General features: G+C 35.0%; 25 protein-coding genes. All 25 read right to left on the bottom strand.

Annotation, left to right across the window (positions count from 1 at the left end; genetic code table 11):
• Window positions 1-50: 50 nt before the first annotated feature.
• Window positions 51-1,358, bottom strand: a complete 1,308-nt coding sequence (locus tag FC80_RS03410) for an ammonium transporter (protein ID WP_057828745.1) — start codon at window positions 1,356-1,358, stop codon at window positions 51-53.
• Window positions 1,359-1,819: 461 nt separating this feature from the next.
• Window positions 1,820-2,134: a hypothetical protein gene (locus tag FC80_RS03405; protein WP_057828744.1), complete on the bottom strand. Its 315-nt coding sequence runs from the start codon at window positions 2,132-2,134 to the stop codon at window positions 1,820-1,822.
• Between the two features lie 88 nt (window positions 2,135-2,222).
• A complete protein-coding gene (locus tag FC80_RS03400) occupies window positions 2,223-2,660 on the bottom strand; it encodes a protein-export chaperone SecB (RefSeq protein WP_057828743.1) in 438 nt (145 codons plus the stop codon).
• Between the two features lie 18 nt (window positions 2,661-2,678).
• On the bottom strand, window positions 2,679-2,948 hold the full coding sequence (locus FC80_RS03395) for a hypothetical protein (RefSeq protein ID WP_057828742.1): 270 nt from the start codon (window positions 2,946-2,948) through the stop codon (window positions 2,679-2,681).
• Between the two features lie 19 nt (window positions 2,949-2,967).
• Window positions 2,968-3,501, bottom strand: coding sequence for a hypothetical protein (locus tag FC80_RS03390; protein ID WP_057828741.1), 534 nt, complete (start codon window positions 3,499-3,501; stop codon window positions 2,968-2,970).
• A gap of 339 nt (window positions 3,502-3,840) precedes the next feature.
• Entirely contained in the window at window positions 3,841-4,896 is a 1,056-nt protein-coding gene (locus FC80_RS03385; protein ID WP_057828740.1) for a GH25 family lysozyme, read from the bottom strand.
• A 9-nt stretch (window positions 4,897-4,905) separates the two neighbouring features.
• Window positions 4,906-5,274 (bottom strand): hypothetical protein, encoded by a 369-nt coding sequence (locus FC80_RS03380; protein ID WP_057828739.1) that lies wholly within the window; start codon window positions 5,272-5,274, stop codon window positions 4,906-4,908.
• A gap of 11 nt (window positions 5,275-5,285) precedes the next feature.
• The gene (locus FC80_RS03375) at window positions 5,286-5,534 is read right to left on the bottom strand and encodes a hemolysin XhlA family protein (RefSeq protein WP_235807231.1); all 249 of its coding nucleotides are present in this window, start codon (window positions 5,532-5,534) and stop codon (window positions 5,286-5,288) included.
• Window positions 5,535-5,552: 18 nt separating this feature from the next.
• Complete coding sequence (locus FC80_RS03370; protein WP_057828738.1) at window positions 5,553-6,035, bottom strand: hypothetical protein; 483 nt, start codon at window positions 6,033-6,035, stop codon at window positions 5,553-5,555.
• Window positions 6,035-6,193 carry a hypothetical protein gene (locus FC80_RS09480; protein WP_157055582.1) on the bottom strand — a complete coding sequence of 53 codons (159 nt, stop codon included), beginning with the start codon at window positions 6,191-6,193 and terminating at the stop codon, window positions 6,035-6,037. The genes FC80_RS03370 and FC80_RS09480 overlap by 1 nt, the downstream gene beginning before the upstream one ends.
• Before the next feature lie 11 nt (window positions 6,194-6,204).
• Window positions 6,205-6,678 carry a hypothetical protein gene (locus tag FC80_RS03365; protein WP_057828737.1) on the bottom strand — a complete coding sequence of 158 codons (474 nt, stop codon included), beginning with the start codon at window positions 6,676-6,678 and terminating at the stop codon, window positions 6,205-6,207.
• Between the two features lie 14 nt (window positions 6,679-6,692).
• Window positions 6,693-6,935: a hypothetical protein gene (locus FC80_RS03360; protein ID WP_057828736.1), complete on the bottom strand. Its 243-nt coding sequence runs from the start codon at window positions 6,933-6,935 to the stop codon at window positions 6,693-6,695.
• Window positions 6,935-7,069, bottom strand: a complete 135-nt coding sequence (locus tag FC80_RS09700) for a hypothetical protein (protein ID WP_268872125.1) — start codon at window positions 7,067-7,069, stop codon at window positions 6,935-6,937. Before FC80_RS09700 ends, FC80_RS03360 begins: the two co-directional genes overlap by 1 nt.
• A gap of 99 nt (window positions 7,070-7,168) precedes the next feature.
• The gene (locus FC80_RS03355) at window positions 7,169-10,006 is read right to left on the bottom strand and encodes a gp58-like family protein (protein WP_057828735.1); all 2,838 of its coding nucleotides are present in this window, start codon (window positions 10,004-10,006) and stop codon (window positions 7,169-7,171) included.
• Window positions 10,007-11,857, bottom strand: coding sequence for a prophage endopeptidase tail family protein (locus FC80_RS03350; protein ID WP_057828734.1), 1,851 nt, complete (start codon window positions 11,855-11,857; stop codon window positions 10,007-10,009). It abuts the gene before it with no gap.
• A gap of 15 nt (window positions 11,858-11,872) precedes the next feature.
• Window positions 11,873-12,712 carry a phage tail domain-containing protein gene (locus FC80_RS03345; RefSeq protein ID WP_057828733.1) on the bottom strand — a complete coding sequence of 280 codons (840 nt, stop codon included), beginning with the start codon at window positions 12,710-12,712 and terminating at the stop codon, window positions 11,873-11,875.
• Window positions 12,713-12,784: 72 nt separating this feature from the next.
• Window positions 12,785-17,908 carry a phage tail tape measure protein gene (locus FC80_RS03340; RefSeq protein WP_057828732.1) on the bottom strand — a complete coding sequence of 1,708 codons (5,124 nt, stop codon included), beginning with the start codon at window positions 17,906-17,908 and terminating at the stop codon, window positions 12,785-12,787.
• Between the two features lie 46 nt (window positions 17,909-17,954).
• Entirely contained in the window at window positions 17,955-18,128 is a 174-nt protein-coding gene (locus FC80_RS09475) for a hypothetical protein (RefSeq protein WP_157055581.1), read from the bottom strand.
• A gap of 35 nt (window positions 18,129-18,163) precedes the next feature.
• The gene (locus tag FC80_RS03335) at window positions 18,164-18,505 is read right to left on the bottom strand and encodes a phage tail tube assembly chaperone (protein ID WP_057828731.1); all 342 of its coding nucleotides are present in this window, start codon (window positions 18,503-18,505) and stop codon (window positions 18,164-18,166) included.
• A 29-nt stretch (window positions 18,506-18,534) separates the two neighbouring features.
• On the bottom strand, window positions 18,535-19,392 hold the full coding sequence (locus FC80_RS03330) for a phage tail protein (RefSeq protein WP_057828730.1): 858 nt from the start codon (window positions 19,390-19,392) through the stop codon (window positions 18,535-18,537).
• Between the two features lie 16 nt (window positions 19,393-19,408).
• Window positions 19,409-19,774, bottom strand: coding sequence for a DUF806 family protein (locus FC80_RS03325; protein ID WP_057828729.1), 366 nt, complete (start codon window positions 19,772-19,774; stop codon window positions 19,409-19,411).
• Window positions 19,771-20,217, bottom strand: coding sequence for an HK97-gp10 family putative phage morphogenesis protein (locus FC80_RS03320; RefSeq protein ID WP_235807230.1), 447 nt, complete (start codon window positions 20,215-20,217; stop codon window positions 19,771-19,773). Before FC80_RS03320 ends, FC80_RS03325 begins: the two co-directional genes overlap by 4 nt.
• Window positions 20,210-20,566 (bottom strand): phage head closure protein, encoded by a 357-nt coding sequence (locus FC80_RS03315; RefSeq protein WP_057828728.1) that lies wholly within the window; start codon window positions 20,564-20,566, stop codon window positions 20,210-20,212. The genes FC80_RS03320 and FC80_RS03315 overlap by 8 nt, the downstream gene beginning before the upstream one ends.
• Window positions 20,563-20,859, bottom strand: coding sequence for a head-tail connector protein (locus FC80_RS03310; protein WP_057828727.1), 297 nt, complete (start codon window positions 20,857-20,859; stop codon window positions 20,563-20,565). Before FC80_RS03310 ends, FC80_RS03315 begins: the two co-directional genes overlap by 4 nt.
• 98 nt (window positions 20,860-20,957) lie before the next feature.
• Window positions 20,958-22,634: a phage major capsid protein gene (locus FC80_RS09350; protein WP_083486916.1), complete on the bottom strand. Its 1,677-nt coding sequence runs from the start codon at window positions 22,632-22,634 to the stop codon at window positions 20,958-20,960.
• Between the last annotated feature and the right edge of the window lies 1 nt (window position 22,635).

The raw sequence follows: 22,635 nt of genomic DNA, 5'->3' as shown, positions 1-22,635 counted from the left end.
CTGTAGATACTTTCCGAGATAGTTACATTAACCCTTTTTAAAATATAAATTTAATCTTGCGGATTATTCAAATGTGCTAATTGACCTTGAAATTCCTGACCATACTTTTGGACATCTGAACTACTTGTAGCAACAGTGTAATCAGCATTTTCTCCATGTTCAGCCTGATCCAAACCTGTAATTTCTGCATCTTCTTCCACACGAATTTTCATAAATAATTTTAAAATAAATACTAGAATGCTTGCAACAACTGTTACAAAAACAATCGTGAACAAGGTACCTACAATCTGAATCCATACCTGACTAAAACCACCACCGTAAAATAGGCCATTACTAATAGAGCTATTCGCAACCTTACTAGCAAAAGCGCCAGTCAATATTGAACCAACTATTCCTGAAACGCCATGACAGCCAAAAGCATCTAATGGATCGTCATATTTAAGTCTTGGTTTAATATAGGTAATGAATAGATAGCTAACAATAGCACTCAAAGCGCCAATCCAAAAGGCACCAGCACCGGTAACAAATCCCGTAGCAGGTGTTATCCCAACAAGCCCACAAACTGTTCCAGTACAAGCACCAGCTAAAGTTGGTTTCCCGATAAATATCATATCCATAACCATCCATGCAACCAAAGCAGCAGCAGTTGCTACAGTTGTTGTTAAGAATGCTTGGACAGCAACATTAGTCATTCCAAGTGCAGAACCTGCATTAAATCCATACCAACCAATCCAAAGTATTGTTGTACCCAACAAGACCCATGGCAAATTATAATGTGCAGCTTCTTCCTTGCCAAAATTTATTCTCTTGCCTAAAAAGATTGATAAAACAAGTGCTGTAACACCGGCATTAATATGAACAACTGTTCCTCCAGCAAAATCCAAAACACCATACGATGCTAACAAGCCATTACTACTCCATACAATATGTACCATTGGATAATAGATAAAAATTGACCACAAAATAATAAAAACAAGTAAAAAATTAAATCTCATTCTTCCAACAACAGCTCCAACAAAAAGTGCTGGAGTAATAATTGCAAACATCATCTGAAACAATAAAAATGTTCCCACATTGATTCCAAGTTCTTTAGACTGTAATTGTGCTAAGTTTAAACCGTCTAAAAAGAAATGTTTAACTGTCCCAATCACACCACCAATATTACCATTAAAAGAAAGCTCATATCCAACTGCTGCATATAATAAAACAGCAACTCCACAAATTACAAAAACTGAAAACATTGTATTAACAACATTTTTTTTCGAAACAAGTCCACCATAAAAAAAAGCTAATCCTGGTGTCATAAAAAATACCAAAACACACGAGATAATTAGAAATGTAGTATTAGCTGCATTCATTAGCAAAACCCCCCTATTTAATGTCACAAATTATAACATTGAGTATTATTAATTGTCTATATAAAAATTAAAACCATTTGAATATTAAGAATTTTCTTTGAATTGCTAGTAATTCAAAGAAAATTATCTCTTACTCTAATTATTAAAATCAAACAAAATAATATTATATTATAGAGAACGAAAAATTCAAATAACCCTTTTGATAGATCTAGTAATTAGATTGGCATAATCAAACGAATCTTTTCGGAACATTGGAATATCTATTTAGTTTTACGCTAAAGTTTTCCTAAACAACAAAAAAGCCTCAATCCTAAATCATTGAGACCTTCCTGCTAGTAGTTTTACCAAAAATACCGGTGATCGGGGTTTTAATTGCTGCAATATCAACTGTTTGTACTATTCATTGCAACTAAATTGCAACTAAACAATGTTGTCATATTTTTCTAGAATCTACTATTATATTATCCTATTTCTCTATCATTACTATGCCACCTTTGACCGTTAAAGCAGATGAACTTGATTGTAAAGTTTGTCTGCTTTTTTAGTTCGCGATAGATAGCTTCAAGGTGTTCAATATCATACTCTTCACCTTGCAATGTTCTTAAGGGCAGCGATCTAGTGAAATTATTAGGTTTACCCTTCAAGAAGAAAAAGTTGTAGCACTTATCAAATCTGTCATTTACAATATTTATCTGATATCTAGCGCGAATATTGGGAATGAAATATTTTTCTGCACGTTCATTTATTATGTCGGCTTGCTTTTTAGCGCTAAGCATATAATCACCTCGTAAAGATTATATGAACTCATGTTCGGATTGTAAACAAAAAATGAACCGTTAATAAATTAACAGTTCATTGAAAAAATTATTTTGTATCTTCATTCTTTAATTTCGAAAAATCTATAAATGGTAAATGGAGAGTTTCAAAACCATAGCCTGTCATTTCAGCTATAATCGGCCTGATATACGAAAATAGTAACGCTGGAGCATTTATCTTAAGCAAGTTATCTATTATTTTCTCACTAAAGTTTTCTTCCCAAAAGAAATTGGCCTTCATTGTTATTAAAAAATGGAAAGGATATTTTTTTTCTTCCTCGTCCCCCATTTTTACTGTTAAAGCAACTACTGCTCTATTACTATGAGCGTTTTGCACATTCTCTTTTTCAGTTGGCCTAGAAACTTTTGTTTCTGTTTCTATTTTTTCAAATTTATCATAATTTGAAGTTTCATTCTCAAGTGTCCTATATTCTAACTCCACTAGTTTAGGATTACTAAATTTGAACCCACTTTTCTTTGCTTCCATCTCTAAATCACCCTATTATTATGCCGCCAATTGGTAGTCATTATTCTCAACTGCGTCAACAAGATTGTTTTTATTTTCTAACTTTATTTCAGGTGCTGATTCTTTATACATATCCACATCATTCGCCTCTACAAAGCTCTTACTTTTAACAACCAAATGAGTAAAACCATCCTCGTCTATCTCATAATCACTGTTAACACCAATTTTTTCTCGAATTCGTTTTACATCGTTATCATCAAGTTTATTCAACGCGTCAAGCAAGCCTTTTTCAAATTCAATTGCTTCCATATCACTCAACCCCTTAATACTATTCTATATTAGTTGCACCACTAAGTCTATCAATATCTTTTACACAAAAAATTATTCTTGCTTTTATCGTCATTTGTGGTGTACTACTATTATCAAAAAAAGGATGCTCCTTTTTTTTAGGATAATAACCACATAACTTTACAATTTTTATTTTCTCAAATACTTCACAAATAGAATTAACCTTTTTCCCTGGACTACATTCCTGATCTACTCCCAATTTTTCAGCTACCATTGGCCATAAGCGTTCAAAAGAATTGAGCACATTTTCATTAGTCAAATCCAAAATAGAATCTTCATCAATTAACAAACTCGTCCCCATAACTTTCGAACTTAGCCCTTTATGCTTCCGTTGCCTAACCCAATAATCAGCATTACCAGTGTTGTCCCAAAAATACATACCATTACCAGCCCAATACCCATCTTCTATGGTTGTATACAATTCTCCTACCCCGTTTGTAAAAGAATCAAGAATTTTTTGTATTGTTTCTGGTGAATTAACATGATATGCCGGCATATAATACTCAAACCCCATCTTTTTCACCCTTTTGAAATGAAATACTAAACTAACAGTATTATACTCCAATAGTTCAAAACATCAATTATAAAGAAAGAAAATAAGAGAATTAATCAATTAGTTGTTATTGTACTTTTGTTGAGTAAAATAGTGAAAAAAGCCTACCCCGATTAGAGGTAGGAATTATAGCAGTAATATGTAACAACGAATTTGTGGAATATCTAATTATAAAGGGGAATAATTACTACTACGATACATAGTATAACTCATAAAGTTCATCTATACAAAAATAAGCCCACCTCCAATTAAGGAAGTGGGCTTAGATATTTTATATCTGTGCCTTTCGACATTGTAACATTAAAATGGTTTAGTACCTGCATTTAACTTCTTCTGCATAGCAGCAACCATATTAGAATATCCACTTGAAATTTTACCATCAACAGGTGTGCCAAGTTTCTTCTGCATGGATTTAATTGTCTTTGGCCCCATGTATCCGTCTTGCGTCACACCTAAATGCTTTTGGAGTATCTTTATCAAAGCAGATGGCTTACTGATTCTACCGTCTTGCCACTTCATGTTGTAGATTTTTTGGAGTGCTAATGTAGTCTCAGTTGATGCCCTCGAATTATTAACAATCCATACTCCGTCTACTGCAACGCCTGTCTTAGTCGTTTTCTTGGTAACTTTAGTAACGTTAGTTGTGGCTGAATCACTAATCACAGCGTTCTTATCGGTACCAGCAGTGTAGTAATTAGTATAGAGCTGCGTCATATCGAAATGACCGCTTATACCACTAAGCTGTACTTTAGAACTAAATTGCCATCCGTTGTAATTTGTATATCTATCTGTCGTCACAGTATTTGGATATGCTGCAATCCAACCACTTCCAGCAGGTACGGTTAGATAAACGCCAAGCCAGCTAGCAGAGGCATAAATATCAGTGCGATACCCAGCTGCTTGCACGATTGCGTTAAATGCTGCAATATTGGCATCATTGACTGCTATTGAGTTCTGCTTGAATATACTAGCTTCAACATCAACAACTAATACAGAACCAACGCCCAAACCATCAGCTTTAGCATTCTGAACCGCCCAATTAGCTTCTGATTGTGCTTTAGCCAAAGTACCAAACCTTGCAAAATGGTACCCGTTTGTATATAAACCTGCATTAGTCGCATTTTGAATTGCATCTTTAGCACCACTCCAAGCATATGTGCTACCCTCCGAAGTCTTGACTGTAACAGCCTTAACACCATAGTTATTTCTCATGTTTACCAGATCAGATTGTGAAAGCATTGGATTGTTAGATGATACATCAACCATATCTGTTCGGGCAGCATTAGCATTTAATGCAATAAAAAAAGGAGCAATCAGTGAAATTACTCCTAACAGTATTTTATTTTTGAGTTTCATAGTTACCTCCTATTTTTTTGTTCCAACAATGTTTCCATCTTCATCAAGAATAATACCTAATGAATTAGCTTTTGAGTCACTTTTATTTCCTTTCAGTTTGTCTACTACTGCGCTAATTTCATCAATCTTCTTCTCTATTCCGCTCGTATCAACTGATTTTGATGCCTCAGTTAGAGCTTTGTTTCCAGTAAAGCTACCAATGAAACCAAGTACAGAACTCAGTAAAAGTCCAATAATGATCACATCTGATTGGCTAAAAATCACATGGAACCCATATTTTGCAATCAACACGAAAAGCACAATTAACATTGAACCCACTTGAATCCAAAATGATGGTTTATTAACATTTGCAGCTAACATCTTTTTTAAACTTTGCATTATTTTTCCTCCTATAAAAACTTTTCTATGATATATACACCTATTCCAATTATTCCTGTGCCAATAAAAAGCCCATAAAGCCAATATAAGAGACTAGTTAGTTTAGCTATATCGTGCTCATTTTCAACACTTTTAGCTAGAGCTTTATCAGCCTTTGCATCTGTATTGTTTAATCCTGAAGTATTACTCTCAATACGTGCTAATCTCTCCTTTATGTCCATTAGAGTCTCAGTTACGTTAATTCCATCTCTGTTATCCATTCATTAAACACTCCTAGTTTAAGCTGTTGTGTAATATTCAAGCATCAGTGAATACATATAATTGGCTGATGTGGAAGCGCCCGCCTTAGGACATAAGCTGATAGAATTTGCAGAAAACTGTACTGTTGCATTACTATCACTTGTTGGAAACCAACTATTTAAATCCCAATCTGGAGTTATTGTTGAAGGCAAATTGATTACTTTTGTTGTAGCAGAAAATGCTGATGTAGCACCAAACACGCAGCGCACCTCAACATGTTTAAAACTTCCGTAGTCCGCAATTCTATAAGCACAATTGTGGTCGTCTGAACCACCTGTTGAAGTACCAGCCCATGGATATCCACCATTACTAAACGTAATACCCGAAGTAGTCCACTCTCCTAAAGTTGGTAAATCATCTGTTGTTGCCAAATTTGTGGGCTTATTTTGAACTGCAGACCAATCAGTATATGGATAGATAATATTTTTATTTTTGTCTTTCACATTTGCGATATTTGCCATTATTTAACCCCCGTTTTTGTTTTCAATTTTTCAATATCTTTCTTTATAGTTGCAAGTTCATCCAACAATCCGATCACTGAGTACATGTCAGTTTCAGGGAATGTTTGGACAACATCGCCATCACTATCTGTAATGGTTAATTTGCTCTCTGGGTTCATAATCTCACCTCTTAATCTATTGTTATCGACGCCGACTTACATGCTGCATAACCATGTGCAGAAGCAGGAGGATCATCAACAACTGATATTAAGTCATAACTTAAATTTGCTGTGTTCGTTGGACTATCAGCTTCTAGATCTGTTATTACTAAGTCACATACCGCGTCCGAATAGTTACCAGTTTGAACAACTGTTGCAGATTTCTCTTGCTGATCATCTAATCTAGCTTTAAGAGTTGGAAATACTGTTTTATTAACATCAATTCTTGCATCTACAACTTCATCTACTGCCTGAGCGTTCTGAATCATCGTGTCAAACTGTAATTGGAAACCATCTAAGACTCCAGCGACCCATGTGCCTATTGATGTCCCATAATTTCTTAATAAATAGATATTGTCATTTTTCTGCTTGTAGCTTTCAGCTCCCGCTATATTATCCGGTTCGTATTTTAAATCCAGTACTGGAGGATTATTAAAATTTGCCATTTAAATCACTCTCCTTAAGCTGTTGTTGTAGATGGTGTAACCTCTTTAACTAACTTAGCTTTAGCAATGGTTACGATATCAGCCTTGGTTAAGTCATCTAATGTCTTCCCTGTATCTAAATCCTCAGCTTTAATGATTAATCTTGCTGAAACATATTGACCTGTTGTTGAATCATTCCCACCTAACTCTACGGGGATATCTGTAGTTGCTGAATTTGAATCTAAATCATATGATATTTTAGTTACATTTAATTCCATTATTTATCTTCTCCTTTGTCTTCTTTTTCAGCTTGCAAAGCTTCTACTTGAGCTTCTAAAAGTACATTTTTAGCCTCCGCCTGAGCTAATTTCTGTGAAAATTTATCAATTAACACCTGAATCTCTATTTGCATTTATTTCTCTCCTTTTCTTGTCTCTACTACTATTAACGTGTATACTACGTGAATTTTGAGTATAAAAAATAACCACTCATGTCTAAAGGTGATTACTAGTTATTTATTCTTCAATTCTTGAATCTCTTTATACATTTCTTGTACCATTAGAGTTAAATATGCTAACTGAGTACCATCATCACGCCCTTGTTTATCATCTGAAAGAAATTCACTTGGTTCTTTATATTGAGCCACATCATTAACATCATCAATGATATATGAAGCATATCTCTTATTAACTCCTTGTTCTAAATCACGTTTAAAGGAATACTCATATATTTCTGTTGAGTTAATAGCATTAATTACATCTTGAATATTTAATTTAGTAATATTAGTCTTCTTAGAAAGTAAAGAAGTTTGTGTTAGTGATTGACAACTAACCTTACCATTGAAGTTTCCTGCACCACGTACCCAAATCTGGTCTCCACTTTGGTCTGCACCTACAATAGCGTTTTTAGTGAAGTTAGCTAAAGCCCCAAAGACAACTCCTCCACCTCCATTAGGTTGGAAAGTAACGTTAGTACCACTTGGAGAGTTAAAATTAACATTCCCACTTGTACTTGAAACATTAATATTGGTTTTAGCAGTTAAATCTAACTCAGTTTTTGAATCAATCGTGATATATCCAACTGAAGTAGATAGTTGAATACCATTAGGTTCACTGGTTGAAAGAGTGACAGCCTTGTAAATACTATTATCAATTACGAGGTCACTCTTAGGTGTATTTAACACTATCTCAGTGGGTGCGATATTGATATATGAGCTATTAGAACTTGAATCAATAGATATTAGCTCGATATACTCTGTATCCTTATTGTTTTTAGCATCATAACCATAGACTTCTATTGAGGACTCAGCACTCTTAGTACCATTCAATGTTGTCAATTTTATGACATCACTTCCTGAAGCTGGTGTACTACCAACTGTTATTGTGCTTTCAGCATTGTTGTCATAGCCATTTACTCGGTTCAAAGTTACTCCATCCAATGTAGATGTTGAAATATAAGAAACTTTTCCGCTTACAACTTCTGAAGGAATTGACCTACCTAACGTTACAGCATCACTTGCCAACGATGCATAATTCCAATTATTTAAGGCAAGTCCTTCAAGTTTTGCAAAGGCGTTAGTTCCATATCGAAATAGAATTCCATCACCACTTACCTCATAATTGAAGTCTGAACTGCTACCACTAGTTAAATTTCCTGTAAGGTTAGCGTTATTAGCTGTCAAGTTACCTGAAGTATCAACTTTAAATGTTCCATTTCCTAAGTTAATAGCTCCTGCTGTCATAGTACCTGTAGTAATCTTATCAGCTGAAATAGAAGCAATATTAGCTGAGGGAATAAAAGCATTTCCTGAGAATACAACCGTACTAGAATCAAGGTATAACTTACCTTTTCCTGAAGCAACTTGAATTAAAGTATTTCCACCGGCTTGCTGATTAATCTGAGAAAGTAAATCACTTGTTTCAACTCTTAGATTAATGTCTGAAGCTAGTTGAGTAATCTCTGAGTTATAATCTGAGCTATTCACCTTTGAATTAACTAGGGTAGCTAGTTGCGTAACTGTACTGTTATCAGCCTTGTTAGATACCGTTGATTGAATACCTGAAATAGTCTGATTAATCGTACTAAATTGAGAATCACTTGAAGTCTTATTGTTAGTAACTGTTGAACTGATAGAATCAGCTTCTTGCTTAACCTGAGAAACACTAGTTACTGTAGCATTATCAGCTGGATTGGCTGAATAATCAGTAGCGTTAGAGCCTTTTTCCAATTTCATTTGTTTAAAACTTAAAATAGATTTCCCGTCTGTAAAATTATAAGCTTGTAAAGAAAGGTAAATACCAGTTGCCACACTAGGAATAGTAAATGTATAACTAAATTTTGTAAATGTTGTTCCATCACTATCTGTAACGCCTAAATCACTAGACTGACTTCCTGCAAAATCATTCCACCCTCCAGATCCATTCACAGTCTGCGCTCTAAATTTTAACTGCCCATCTGTAAGATTGGCATACCCTGAAATAGTATAGGTTTCACCAGCAATTAAGTTATACATTTTATTTGTTGATGTACCTGGGTAGCTAAATCTAAAATAAAATTCATTATTGCTAGGAGCAGTTATTTTAATAATACCTGTATTATCAGAGTTAATAATTCCATTCACGCTAACTTGAGAGCTTGGCAGTGACACATAAGGGTAAGTAGAGGAACCATCCCCTGTATTAATAAACAAGTTAGTCCCCACCGCACTATTATTAACCTGAGTTTGTACACTAGCTACTGTTGTACTCAACCCTGTTGCGGTACTCTTTAGAGTTGTGATATCTCCTTGAGCATTCTTCATATCTGTAGATAACCCTGAAGCAGTCTGAGTTACTGAAGATATATTATCAGCATTGTCTTTAATATCTGATTGCATAGTAGTGGCTGTTTGTTGCAACCGAGTTACATCACCCTGAGTATTAGCCAAAGTGGACTTAATACTTGTGGTATCTGTTTGAATATCCTTAATATCACTGCCATTTTTAGTAGCTTCATCTGATACAGTTTGGAGATTAGTCTTAGTTGTATCTAAATCATTTGAAACTGTAGAAATATCAGATTGAGCTTTGGTTATATCCGCTTTAACTGTTGTAATATCTTGGGAATTAGCAGTAGATTGAGTGATAGCTGTATTGGCTGTATCTACTGCATTCTGAGCATCTGTTGTAGCTTGTGTAATACCTTGTTGAGCTTCTGCTACTTTATCAGCCACCTCATGAATATTTGTATTAATCTGATTAATGGTATATCCATTACTTAGCTCTACCCATTTAGTACCATTCCAAATACTTAATTGAACATTGGCTTTATCCATGCTAGTAGGGTCTGTATAAATACTTGTATCTGCCATTTAGCTATCACCTTCTTCTGTTGTTGAATCAATTACCCTCGTCCAAATATCACCAGTAGAGACGGTGTTATTAGCTGAAGGGTCTGTTTGTGAAATATAGTTTGTTGTCGTTGAATTAGCTTTATTTAAAGCTTGTTGAGCTAGTCGCTGAACTAATTTAAGCCTGTTATTCAAATTGGATTGGCTATTTAAAATGGTAGCTGTTAAGTTTTCAAACTCTAAATCAGTATCTTGCGTTGTGTCAAATGGATACCAGGTATAACCAATGACACTCACAAAACTTACGAAATTAGCATTCTTTATCTCAACCCTTTTTTGTTCTCCTGCAATTGGCATTTCATTTCCTGAATAAGTTACATCAATAGATATACTTGGCTCTGGTGTTAATTGTGTTAGAGCATAAGCTTTCATGCTGTCAACATCTTTAAACCTATCATCTGAAACATCTTCACCTAAATGAACTCCCCATGTTTTAACTGAGTCGTCATCTTGTACAAAAAAAGGATCAAAGTAGTAAGTTACAGTATCGTTAGCTGTATCTGAGCTGTCATCTGTGGTATCTTTTTCAGCACCGATACATTTAACTCTATTCACAATGTTTGTTGAATCAACTGTCATTTTTATTTCCATTGAGTTATTAGCATAATCAATTCTTCCACCGAAATTCTTAGTAAAAGCATCAGTAGTATAAACTCCAATACATTTGTTATTAGGAAAAATTACTGCTGTTGACCAACTAGAAAGTATTTGAGAAAGCATGTCACTACCTGAATTATTGCCTAAATCAGTAATCTGTTTTTTGTCAAAGTCACCATAAACTTTATAGGTGAAACCTAATGAGTTATCTGAATTATTATCCAAATAAAAACTCAGCACATCTTGCACCGAGTAAGTTAAAGTTCCTGATTTAATTGAATACTGCCGGATTCTTGATATCTCATTATAAATGTGGGTAGCTGTAACTTGGACTGTCGCAACCCCACCTGTATAATCTGGTTCACAATCCTTAACTATGAATGACTGACCATTGAAAATTATCTCCGCTTCTGTAGATATTAATGAGAAAGCTAGCGAACCATCATCATACGCTGTAAATTGAAGCTGATAGGTTGAATTCTTCTCCCATCGAACTTCAAAGCTTGAAGGTACAATACTTGTAATAGCTTCTACCTTATCTTGCCCATTTGCTTTAACCTTTACTACTTTATCAAAGTTTCTATCATTAGAGTAAATAAGCGTTTCAGAATATGCCTGGTCATTGTACATAAATTTTCCATTAATTAAACTTAAGTCGTTATTTGAAATTTTAGTAGTAGCATTCCAGTAAGCTAAGTTGGCAGTATTGATACATTCACGACTGTATATCACGTTGTTAGAATCTTTAAAGTAGACAATTACCCTATTCATGTCTGAAAGTAACCTTAGATTGGACATATCAGCATCAAAATTAGTCTTAACCAAGTAAAAATTCTTTAGATCATTGCTTTTATAAATTAAATTTCCAACTGTGGCATAAAAATATGTTTGAATGTATTCAATAGAATCAATCTTAAAACTTACAATATTTTCTACGCCAGTTTGAATATTAAATATCTTATTGTCCTGGACAACGTATAAATTATTGTCATCATGAAAAAGATAACCCTGAATGTAATCTCTCTTAATCAATGAAAATACTTTTAAATCATCTGAAACATATAATCCATCTGCTAGAATTAAATAAAATTGATTTTTAAAGTAATCAATAGAAATTACTGTTTTATTCAACTCTTGAAATTTGGTCCAACTAGCAGCGTTTAGTGATGTATACACTTCATTATTCTCTACATAAATATATTTTGAATTTATCACCCTTTGTTCTCCCCCCTATGCAATGTAAACAAATGGAAATGAAAAAGTGATAGTTGCATCTGTAGCGCCTGTCACTTTAATGTCATTCCACCCTGTCTCAAGTTTTAGATATCCGTAATCTGAATTATTTGAATCAATCGTTCCATTTTTATAAGTCGATAGTCCTTGCAACACTAAGATATCTGAACTACTCATAGTTCCAAAATAAGTATAACTAGTTCCATTTGTCTTATTTGTTATGGTGAAACCTGTTCCCTTATGCTTAATTATGATCGATAACTCATGGTGTTGGAAATAAGGATCAATCGCAATATCCGAAGCATTATAGACTCTGAAATTATTCTGCTTAGTAAAAGTATATTGAGTATCTTCATTGTATGGTAAATTTTGCCCGTAATTAGCCCAAACGCCAGTAGAATAAGTCTTTAATACATCTGAATTAACAAGGCTATATTTATATCCTGATGGATTTTCAAAAGGCACTGTAAATAAGGCATTATGACTAAAGTCCTCTGTAGGACTAATCTCAAAAACTGTACTCCTTACATACATGCATTGAGCTGGCTCTGAATTTGTTCTGATCCTGATTATTCCTTTAGCTCCTAGTACTTTAAAAATATCGTGTTTAGCTAGTTTATAAGAGGTATAATCTTGAAAATGCAACCAAAATCTAGCATTAACTACACTCTTTTGATATTGAGAATAACTAAAAATAGAGCCATCTGCTTGAGTATCACTGAGATAGTTATTCGCTAAAACCGGATTAGTGTCTGCTCCTAGAAATTTTAATCCACTAGTAATAGTTCCAGCATCAAACTCCTCTTCATCTCCTCTTTTTATCCACATTGTTGGCATACTCAACTATCTCCTTTGCAATTTTATATGTAATAAAAAAGGAGAGACCTCTTTAGTCTCCCCTTCTTCAATTTATTTAGCTTGATATGAAGCTAATCCCATATCTTTAGCCATTTGCTTATATAAATCATTTTTGTTCATATTTGCTTTTGTAGCTTTAACGTTCTCACCAACCAAGGTTAGTAATGTTCCGAACATTGATGTGAGTGTATCAAGCTTAGACGATAACTCTTTAACATCTTCATTACTATTAACGTCTGTACTACGTGATTTTTCAGAATTGTAGCTGGCACCAATTGAATCTAACAATTGTGAAGCTCTAGATTGATCAGTGAGTGGAAGTACCATTTCAGGTTTATTTTTCTCTGCAATTTCATATATTCCATGTTGTGAGATAATTCCACCTTTTTCATACCCATGCCCACGCCCAATTACGCTTAACATCTTAGAACCATACCGACTTTTAGCATAACGCATAGCAGCTAACATATTATCATATCCATTAAATATGTCACTGTGCCCTGCTAACTTGTAAGCATTGAAGGTAGTCGAAATTGTTTGCAAAAGTCCTTTGGCCAAGTCACCAGTTTTATTATTAATATCTCCAATATTTCCTTGAATTGCTTTAGGATTGCCACTAGACTCAGTTTCAATCTGTTTTAACCATGCATTTACATATGCATCTGTAGAGGGAAGTCCAACTTTCTTGAGAGCAATCTTAACATCATTGGTCCATCTTTTAACTCCTGAACCAGAAGGATTTGCAGAACCAGCTTCATTGTCAATTAGCTTCTGCAATACACTCCCTACTGCTTCAATTCCTTTTTTTGTAATACCAGCACTAAAACTTTGAGCGGTACTACCTACATTAGGAATACTGGTTAAATTAAATGCTTTGCTTGCAATATTTTCAAGAAATTGTGTTGGATTTTTAATTGTATCTAATAGATCCAACGCTTTATCACTAACGTTATCCCAAATACTTTCAGCACCATTTTTTACATTGTTAATAAAATTAAGAAGCGAAGAAGAACCATTTGCATATGCCGGTAATACTCCTGCATACGCTCCAGACATTACTTTTTTTGTATCGGCAGCATTAAGAATCATTTCACCTTTTTGAAGTTGAGTTACTTCTGCGCCCTTTGCTCCTAAAATTCTTGCAGTTCCTGAATAAGGTTTATACGCAAGTTCTGCGCCTGCCTCACCAACCAAGGCCATTTGATTCCTATTAATCGCTCCTACACCAGTAGCATATGCCGGCATACTCATTGCTGAATAACTAAAGTCGCCTTTATCACTTTTTATAGTCTCAACACCGAAATCTTTTGCAAGTCCATTCCACCACTTTGAAATAGCAGTCCAAATACTCATTGTTCCTTTTCCTTGTTTGGACTGAGCTTCCATGGAACCATTTGCTTGAGACACCGCATGGCCTAAAACGCCTTTTGATTGTGCACTTGCACTTTCAACTACTTTTGTTTTTTGTGCATCAGCTTTGTCAACTGTCTCTACTCGTTGCTTTTCAGCACTGCTAACTGTTCCATCATGTTGTTTCTTTGCGTGAGATACAGTCTCACTGTACTGTTTGTTAGCACTATCTACAGTATCCTCATATTGCTTACTTGCTTCTGCTGCTATCTTCTGTCTCTGTTGTACCGCATAGGTGGAATTGCCCTTAAACTGTCTCTCAGAAGCTTTTAAGGTTTCATTATATTGTTTAGTTGCATTATCAATAGCTGACTTTTGCTGTTTCTCGGCACTACTCTTAACTGCGTCATATTGTTTATCAGCTAAATCTTTAATTTTCTTGTACTTTTTATTGGCAAGACTAGTTACTTCATTATATTCCTTAGTTGCTGAAGCTATTGAACTCTTAGCATTATTAGCATTGATATTTTTGCTATCATTAGCCAATTTTTGTAGAAGTGTTTTTTGCTTAGTTGAGCTAGATGCAATTAAAGAGGTAATCTTGTTTTGATTTTTCTGATAAGTCGTAGTTGTATCTGTGGAATATTTCTGAGTCAGTTTAGATGTAGCCTTATCCTGGGCATTTTGAATTTTATCCAGGGCTTTTTTCTTCTCTGCAATAAGTTTCTTAGTAGCAACGCTATTCTTACCACTATATTCTTCTTGATACCTAATATCTCTATCGTATTTAGTAAGGAGTTTGCTACGTTGAGCATTGTACTTTTTATCTACTTCTTGTTTATCAGTAGCATACTGTTTAGCTAATTTTAATTGCTTTGAGTGACTCATACTACTAATAGTATTTTCTTTCTTAGTGTACTGCTGTACTACTTTGGTCCTTGCATCATATTGTTGTTTTGTAATGTATCCCTCTTTATACAACAACTCATTGTCTGCAGAAACTTGTTTAGCATGGTTTGCGTAATACTTCTTTTGTGCTTTTTCTAAAGCATCTAGAGAACTTTTTGTTGATAGTTTAGGAGTTTTAAGATTTACTCCAACAATATTTTTATTCCAGTTTTTGACAAATTTTTCTATTGCATTTGATACAGTCTTGCTACCACCGATTTGATCACCAATAGTAGCGCCAAGCATTGCTCCCGCTGGACCACCGAAAACTGCACCAATTCCACCGCCAATTAGAGTTCCTGTTGTCTTTCCTGCAGCAGCATACTTTGCAGTGGCACTTTTTGAATTTACTGCTTTTGTTATTGAGCTACCTACATCCCACGCAGTCAAGGCTAATCCCGCACCGTTTATTATTCTTCCGGCAACTGTAGATCCTAATAAATTCCATTTACTCCCTTTCGCTAACGTTGACGCTTCCTTTGATACGGTCCCACTTAGTGAACTAACTTCACTTGAAGCTGCACTAGCAGTTGAAGAAACGGCTCCAGTTTCACCTGCAGCAGCTGCTTCTCCCTTTGCAGTTGCTAATTCTTGATAGGCTTTTGTTTGAATCTGAACCTGTTCAGTCTCTGCTATTATTTTACTTTTTCCAATACCTATTAAATCAAATAAATCTTCCGTTGCACGTGCAAATTTTCTGACTTTATCGATTGCCCATATCGTGGCCACAACTTTTGCAAGTGTTTTTATTGTATCTAAGTGTTCACCAGCATAAATTCCTAGGTGGTAAACATTCTTTGCAAATTCTCCAACGTTATCCGCATCTTTTTCAAGACTCTTTACAAAATCTTTATCCGCAAAAAGCTTAGACAACTTATTAGCAGCATCCGTCATGTAAGGCAGCAATTTAGCGCCAAACATAATTTCTAGTTCACTCCATGCTTGCTTAAATCGCTTGATAGATTGTTGTGCTGTAGCACTATTTTTTTGTGCTAACGTCTGCACATAAGTACCTTTTTCTCCAGCTTTCTGCACCTTATCAGTTAAATCAGATAACTCTTTGTTATTCTGAGCTAAGATAATTCCCGCTTGCTGACCAGTAGTTCCAAATAAACTATTAAATACCGCATTTTTTTGTGCTGTGCCCATATCTTTAGTCTTTTGATTAACCACAGCCATGATAGTGGATAAATCTCTCATGTTACCATTAGCGTCTACCAATTCTGAACGTTTAATGCCTAACTTATTAAGAATTGAAGTACCACCAGACGATTGTTTAGCTTGCTGAATCTTTTCAGTTAGATCTGAAATATCATCTTTCTGGGTCTGAATGGCTGAAGATGCTGCTTTCTGCGTCTTTGTTCCTTTTTTTACATCTTCTGTTAACTCATTAATCTTACGTTGATGTTTACTAATTTTATCGTTATAGTCCTCAATGGCCTTACCAACACCCTTTTGAGCTACTTCTTGTGCCTCTAAAGCCCCTGATATACTATTTACTACTTTACGTAATCCAGTACCTGCTTTATCAGCTTCAAGTCCATGGTTTGAAAGAATACCCATTGCTGCACTGGTCTCAGATAACTTAAATCCTGCACTATGAGCCGAATCTCCTACGTACTCCATGCCTTTGCCTAATGACTGAAAATCTGTAGCGGTCATATCAGCAGAATAAGCTAATTCATTAACAGTCTTTTTAGTATTAGCGGTCATTTTAGCTGTATTGTTAGTACGTTCTCCAAAGGCATCAATAACTTGTGATGACACTTTAACAACATCGTTAAAATCATCCCCACTTGCAACTGAACCTTGAAGCTCTGTTTTCATAGCTCCCAGGGCTTCTGCTGAAGAATAACCTCTTTTAACTAACTCTTGATATTGCTCGGCTATCGCTGATTGTGATTTTCCATATGCAACAGAGTATTTCTGCCCATCGGATTGCATCTTTGCCACATTTTTTGTAACCTCTGCAACTTTTTCTCCACCCGTTACTAACAAGTTAGATGTGACTTTATAAGAGTTCTGCAATGTTGATGCCTTTTTTGCTCCGCTTACTAATGCTGCTGTAAAAGTACCAACTACAACCGTGGAAGCCAATGCAGCACTCCTTACATTCTCCCATCCTTTTTTTAAACTTGCTGTAGCGTTCGCAGAAACATCTTTAATCTTTAGCATTTTGTCTGAATATCCGCCAACTGTTCGATTTAATGTTTTGACCTCTGCTTCGTTTTCTTTATACTTAGCAGTCAATTCATTAACCTTTGCAGCCTGTGTTTGGTACTGACTGGATGTTTGACCATACTCACTACCCAAATGGCTAAGCAATTGCTGTTCCGCTTTAATTTGATTACTCATTTTGCTATGAGTTTCAGTTAATCCAGTTAGTTTAGCCTTTTGAGCTTGAAATTTTGCTCCCTGTGCTTCCAAAATACGACTATAACTATCTGTGTTCTTAGATGATAACTCTACTTGTTTGTTTAGATCATAAAGTCCTAACTTTTGTTTTTCAATTGCATCACTAGCCCTACTTTGTTGCGCCTGCATATGTGCTAATTGAGTTGTAGCTTTATCAATGTTTTGTTGATACTTTAAATATTGATTTGCAGTTTCTACAGTATTTCCTTTAAGTTGACTTTGCTTTTCTTTCAAGCCCTCTATCTTTGCTTGCTGTCGTGTAATGGCTTCACCTAAACCATCATATCTTGTCTGTGCAGCCTTTAAATAATCTCCAGTGCTTTTCAGTTCAGCTTCTTGTGCTTTCCATGCATTTGTAGCCGTATTAACAAGATTCGTCATAGACTTAACTGATTTTGATGCAGAAACCAAGTCTAACGCAATCTGCGTACTCATCGTTGCTGATATTTTTCTATCTGCCATTTTAACTACTCCTTTTTATTTTTATGTATAAAAAAAGCAACTCCCTTCAGGGGAGCTGCTTCTGCATTTTCTTAAATAATTCCATGGGATCTTGTCTCAAGTCTTCTTTCGTAACCGCAAGTATTTCTTGCATCTCGAAGAAATCTTCTTTTTCAAAATCCGAAGGCAATATGTGTAAATCTAACAGTGCTTGTTTTTCAGATAATTTAAAATTGACCAACTTATTTTCAAGATTGAAAATCTGTTCGCCAATACTTATTTTTTTTCGTCTGCACCCTTATAATACTTTTCAATTTCTTCGTCAGTTAAACCAGTAACTCGCATAATCACGTAATTAACAAGTTCCACTGTTTCATCAATATCTAAATCATCAATTTTTTCATATTGACTATCAGATAGTTTCAAAACATCCCGGAGGTAGTCTGTACCCATCTCAGTCATTTTTAAACTTGCTTCAATTCGTTCTGTCGAAGTTTTTTCATCCGTATCTCCAGCGTGGGCCATAGCAAGCTGGGTTCTATAAGTTAACTTAATAACTTTGTTTGAAGTTACAACATTGAACTTCTTTTTTAATTGCTTGATATAAATTTGTTCCATATTTTCCTACCCTCTCAAATTCTTATTATTTAAGCTGCTGAAACTGTTACTGAACAAGTTGCAGTCTTATTCCCGTCATTTGTTGTAACTGTAAAGGTTGCAGTACCAGCTTTGACAAGATTGTAATTCCCATCACTGTCAATCGTTGCAACTGTTGAATCGGAACTTGTAAATGAAATTGCTTTATTAGTAGCATTTGCAGGTACTACTGTCGCAACTAATGAACCACTATCCCCAGCTTTTCCACTAAGAGTTGTCTTAGTTAAAGAAACTCCGGTAACTGAAACGGCATTTGGATCAGTGTATCCATCAGCTATTTCAGCAAACATTGCATCTTCAGTGAACGAATCAACAGCCGAGCTATACAACTTGAAATTTTTACCACCTATTAAATCTGAATCCATAGCATTATAAGTTGTTTGATCAGCTTCACGTGTTTGAGCTGTATCGGTATCTGTACCAATATTCTGCGATGTTCTTGATAATACCCCTTCTGGAAAGGCATAGTAAATTCTATTAGCTCTATCTAAAGTTTCAGATACAACTACAAGACCAAGGTGAGGCTTAACATCTGCTTTCACATAGCCTAATCCATCTTTAACATAACCTAATAATTTATTCTGTGTGTCTAAGTCAAGATTATTAACTGTCCATGCTACTGATGGGCTTGAAGGATTTTGGTAATACTCTTGTACTTCGTTATCACCATTTACTGGTTGCATTGATCCCTCTAGATTTGTAATATTTGCTTGACTTGAGCCCCAAAACTTCTTGCCAATTTGTAAAACTCCTGATTCTGATAAACCTTTGTCTGTACCTGAAATTAACTTGTGAGTATCTGGATCTACAAGAAATACATAAGTTGTTTTTAAACCTACAATTGCCATTTTTTAGTTCTCCTTTTCATGAATCATATTTTTTTGACAAATAAAAAGACTCATATAATTGGAATGTATCCGGATCAGTATTTAAAACTCCTGGCTGAATAATATTCCAAAATGAATCTTTAAATAATTTCATTATTTTATTTTCTAAATCTTCCGGATCGTAATCAACATTCAAACTGTAAAATATTTGCAGCTCTATTTGTCTCTCGATAGAAAAATAGTCATTGTTTCCTAAATCAGTTGGATCAGTTCTGACTGCAGTAATTAGAGCAACTGTAGTATCAGTATTGCCCTTAACCTCTTTAGGAATATTTCTCGTAAATGTCTCTTCTATCTGATCAAGTGTACTCACCAAATTTTTGGCATCATCTAAACTACTCATAAGCTGCCACCTCTTTTAGCAATCAGTGCTGTATATGCAGCTTTTTCTGCAAGAAGAACAGTTTTAGCAGTATTTTCTTGTGTATTGGTTATGAAATGGTCTCCTGCGATAAATTTAGTTCCATCATTAAGATGCCAGGCATTTAATGCATGATACTGGTCAAAACCAACAGTACAAGTCCCGTCTCTTTGACCATCGGGATTTTTCTTTGCCAGCAGAATACTATCAGCCATATGGCCGTATACTTTTCGATTATAGTGAGTTCTATGTTTTCTATTAGTTACTTCCTCAAGAGCTTCTTTATAAACCTCCGCTCCTGCACTAGTAATCAATAGTTGATCTGCAATTGATATATCAGCTAACTTTTTGACATCCTCAAACCACTCATTTAAAGCAACTGCAAAATCAGTTTGATTAATGTCTAATTCGTTCTTTCTAGCCACTCTTACCACCAACTTTTTCAATCTTCTTCAAAGTTAGAATGTCATATGTTATATATTCACTTGAATCATCCGGACTATTGTCAATAATATCGTAATCAGCACCATTTATATGTGCGACATCAATATCAGTCAAGTCTTGATGCTGTATCACGATTTCAATAGTATGTTCTAGAGTTGTTCCCAATAAACTATATTTTTGTGCTTTGGTACGCTTTAACGGCACATAATGGGCTGTTTTTGTTTTAACAAACCCTCCTGGCAATGAAACACCTGTAAATTTATTTGTTGTACTCTTAATTGTTCCTAACTCACAATTTTTTGTAAGTTGATAAGGCTGATAAGTTTTCACTGAGCATCATCCTCCGCAATTTCTTCTTGAGCTTGTAACTGAGTAACCATCATTCTATATCCAGTTGCAGTACCATTTGCAAGCGTACGATCATAGAAAAGTTGAGTTGCTAAAGTTTTAACAGCCCTTTGAAAAATTTGATTATCAGCATAGTCTTCAATCTTTTTTGTTGAATTTACGGCAGAAAGCGTAATTATTTGAGCATCGGTGACTAGTGTATTAATCAAATCGGTATTGGCATCATTAATATCTAAATTTAATTCGGAAAGAAGTTCATTTACAATCTCAATCACCTCCGAACAACCGCCAGGGCTTACCTTATTGTTTATTTCGTTAGCGATTGTATTACTTAAGTTTTAGAGTAGGCTTAGAACTCTACTACCAGCACTAATTAAGCTGCTGTTTTTGTAATCCACTGAATAAGATCCTTACGAGCTTGCACAACATCTTCTCGAACAAAAATACCAAGTAAGCGATAAAACACATCATAGGAATCAATAAACTTGCCTGTGATTTCAGCATTTTTAAATTTAATTACAGACTTTTGAAGAGGAGAAACAATAATATTTACATCTCCTGCCTTTGCACTTGGGAATAATGTATCCGCAATAACAACTAATTGTTTGCCTAGCAAAGTATAATTTGATGCCTTTGTCAAATCCATTTGAATTAAAGGTCGTCCCATGTCATCCTTTAATTGATCAATTGCATCAAAGGCAGCCTGACTCATAACTATTTGTGCTTTTTGTGAATCTACTGGCTTCAAATTTAAATTCAATGCTTTTTTAATATCTGCAATCAAATCTGTTGAAACAGTTGCTGTTAATCCAGCAGTCAGTGCTGTAATGATTAAGCTATCATCCGTGTTGTCGCGTAGTTCAATCAAGCGATCACCAAGTTCACTTTCCCAATTGTATTGTGAATCCGTAAGCAACTCTTGGGAATATGCAAATGTCGAAGAAAAGCTTCCCAAATCCCAAGGAACAGGCTTGATATCTGGAACTTTCTTTCTATTTCCAGTACCAAACTCGTCATGTTTTTCTAAGACATCATCACTTGTCTGAAAAATAGGTAGCTTACCTGTGGTCGTCTTGACCTGTACATTTCTTACAAGGTTTCCTAACCTAGGAAATTGATGTTCTTCATGTTCAGCAGGAAGAATTGTATCTGGAATAAGTACCGATCCATCTGATAGAACCATATTTGTTGATGTTGTATCACGTTTTATCTCACCTGCAACAAGCATTTTGTGAAAATCTCTTTTTTGCTCATCTGCTTTCTTACCCAATTCTCTCAACTTTACGTCGCCACCTTTGTTTTTATCTGCAAATTCTTGCCTAATTTTTTCCATTTCACGCTTGATGGTTTCTTGCGTTTTTTTCTCACGCTTTTCTTCCTCTGCTTTTTCTTTTGATTCTCGTTCTTCTTGCTTCTTTTTTTCTGCAGCACGTTTTTCTTCTTCAATAGCTTTTTCACGTTCTAAGCGCTCTTTTTCACGCTTTTCTTCTTCCATTTTCTTTTTTTCCTCATCAGTCATCTTCATACGCTCCTTAATTTTGTCTAAGCTTCTTGTTACCGTTACACTTGTTTCTGTATAAGCAGGAATAGGCGTAATAGTTAGTTCACTAATAGATTGAATATTAGTAATAATATGCAAGGGCATCCCCTCAGAAGTTTCACTCCAATCATCACCACCTGGAGAAATAACAAATCCGAAAGAACACCCTTTTAAATTACCTGCCAAAATGTCGTTGTAAACATCATTAGCAAGTGTTGTATTTGCTAACGTTGCTTCAAAATGAAGTCCTACATTATCAACTTGAACTGTAAGAGTATCACTATCAGCACGCGCTAAAATATTATTGTAATCATGTGCATAAATCAAAAGTAAATTTTCAAAAGAAACGTTTGATAAGGCTTCGGGTGTTACATATTCTACAAAGCCACCCAAATCTTCGCTAGGTTCATTGAACTTTAGCGCATACCCTTCAATTTTCTTTAAACCGTTTTCCGCATCTCTTATTTTTAAATCTGATAAATTAAGAGTGCGAACATCTGATACTTTCAAA

Source organism: Liquorilactobacillus cacaonum DSM 21116 (assembly GCF_001436735.1).
Classification (GTDB): Bacteria; Bacillota; Bacilli; order Lactobacillales; family Lactobacillaceae; genus Liquorilactobacillus; species Liquorilactobacillus cacaonum.
Note: the sequence above shows the minus strand (reverse complement) of the source record. Positions and strands in the feature narration are given on the sequence as shown.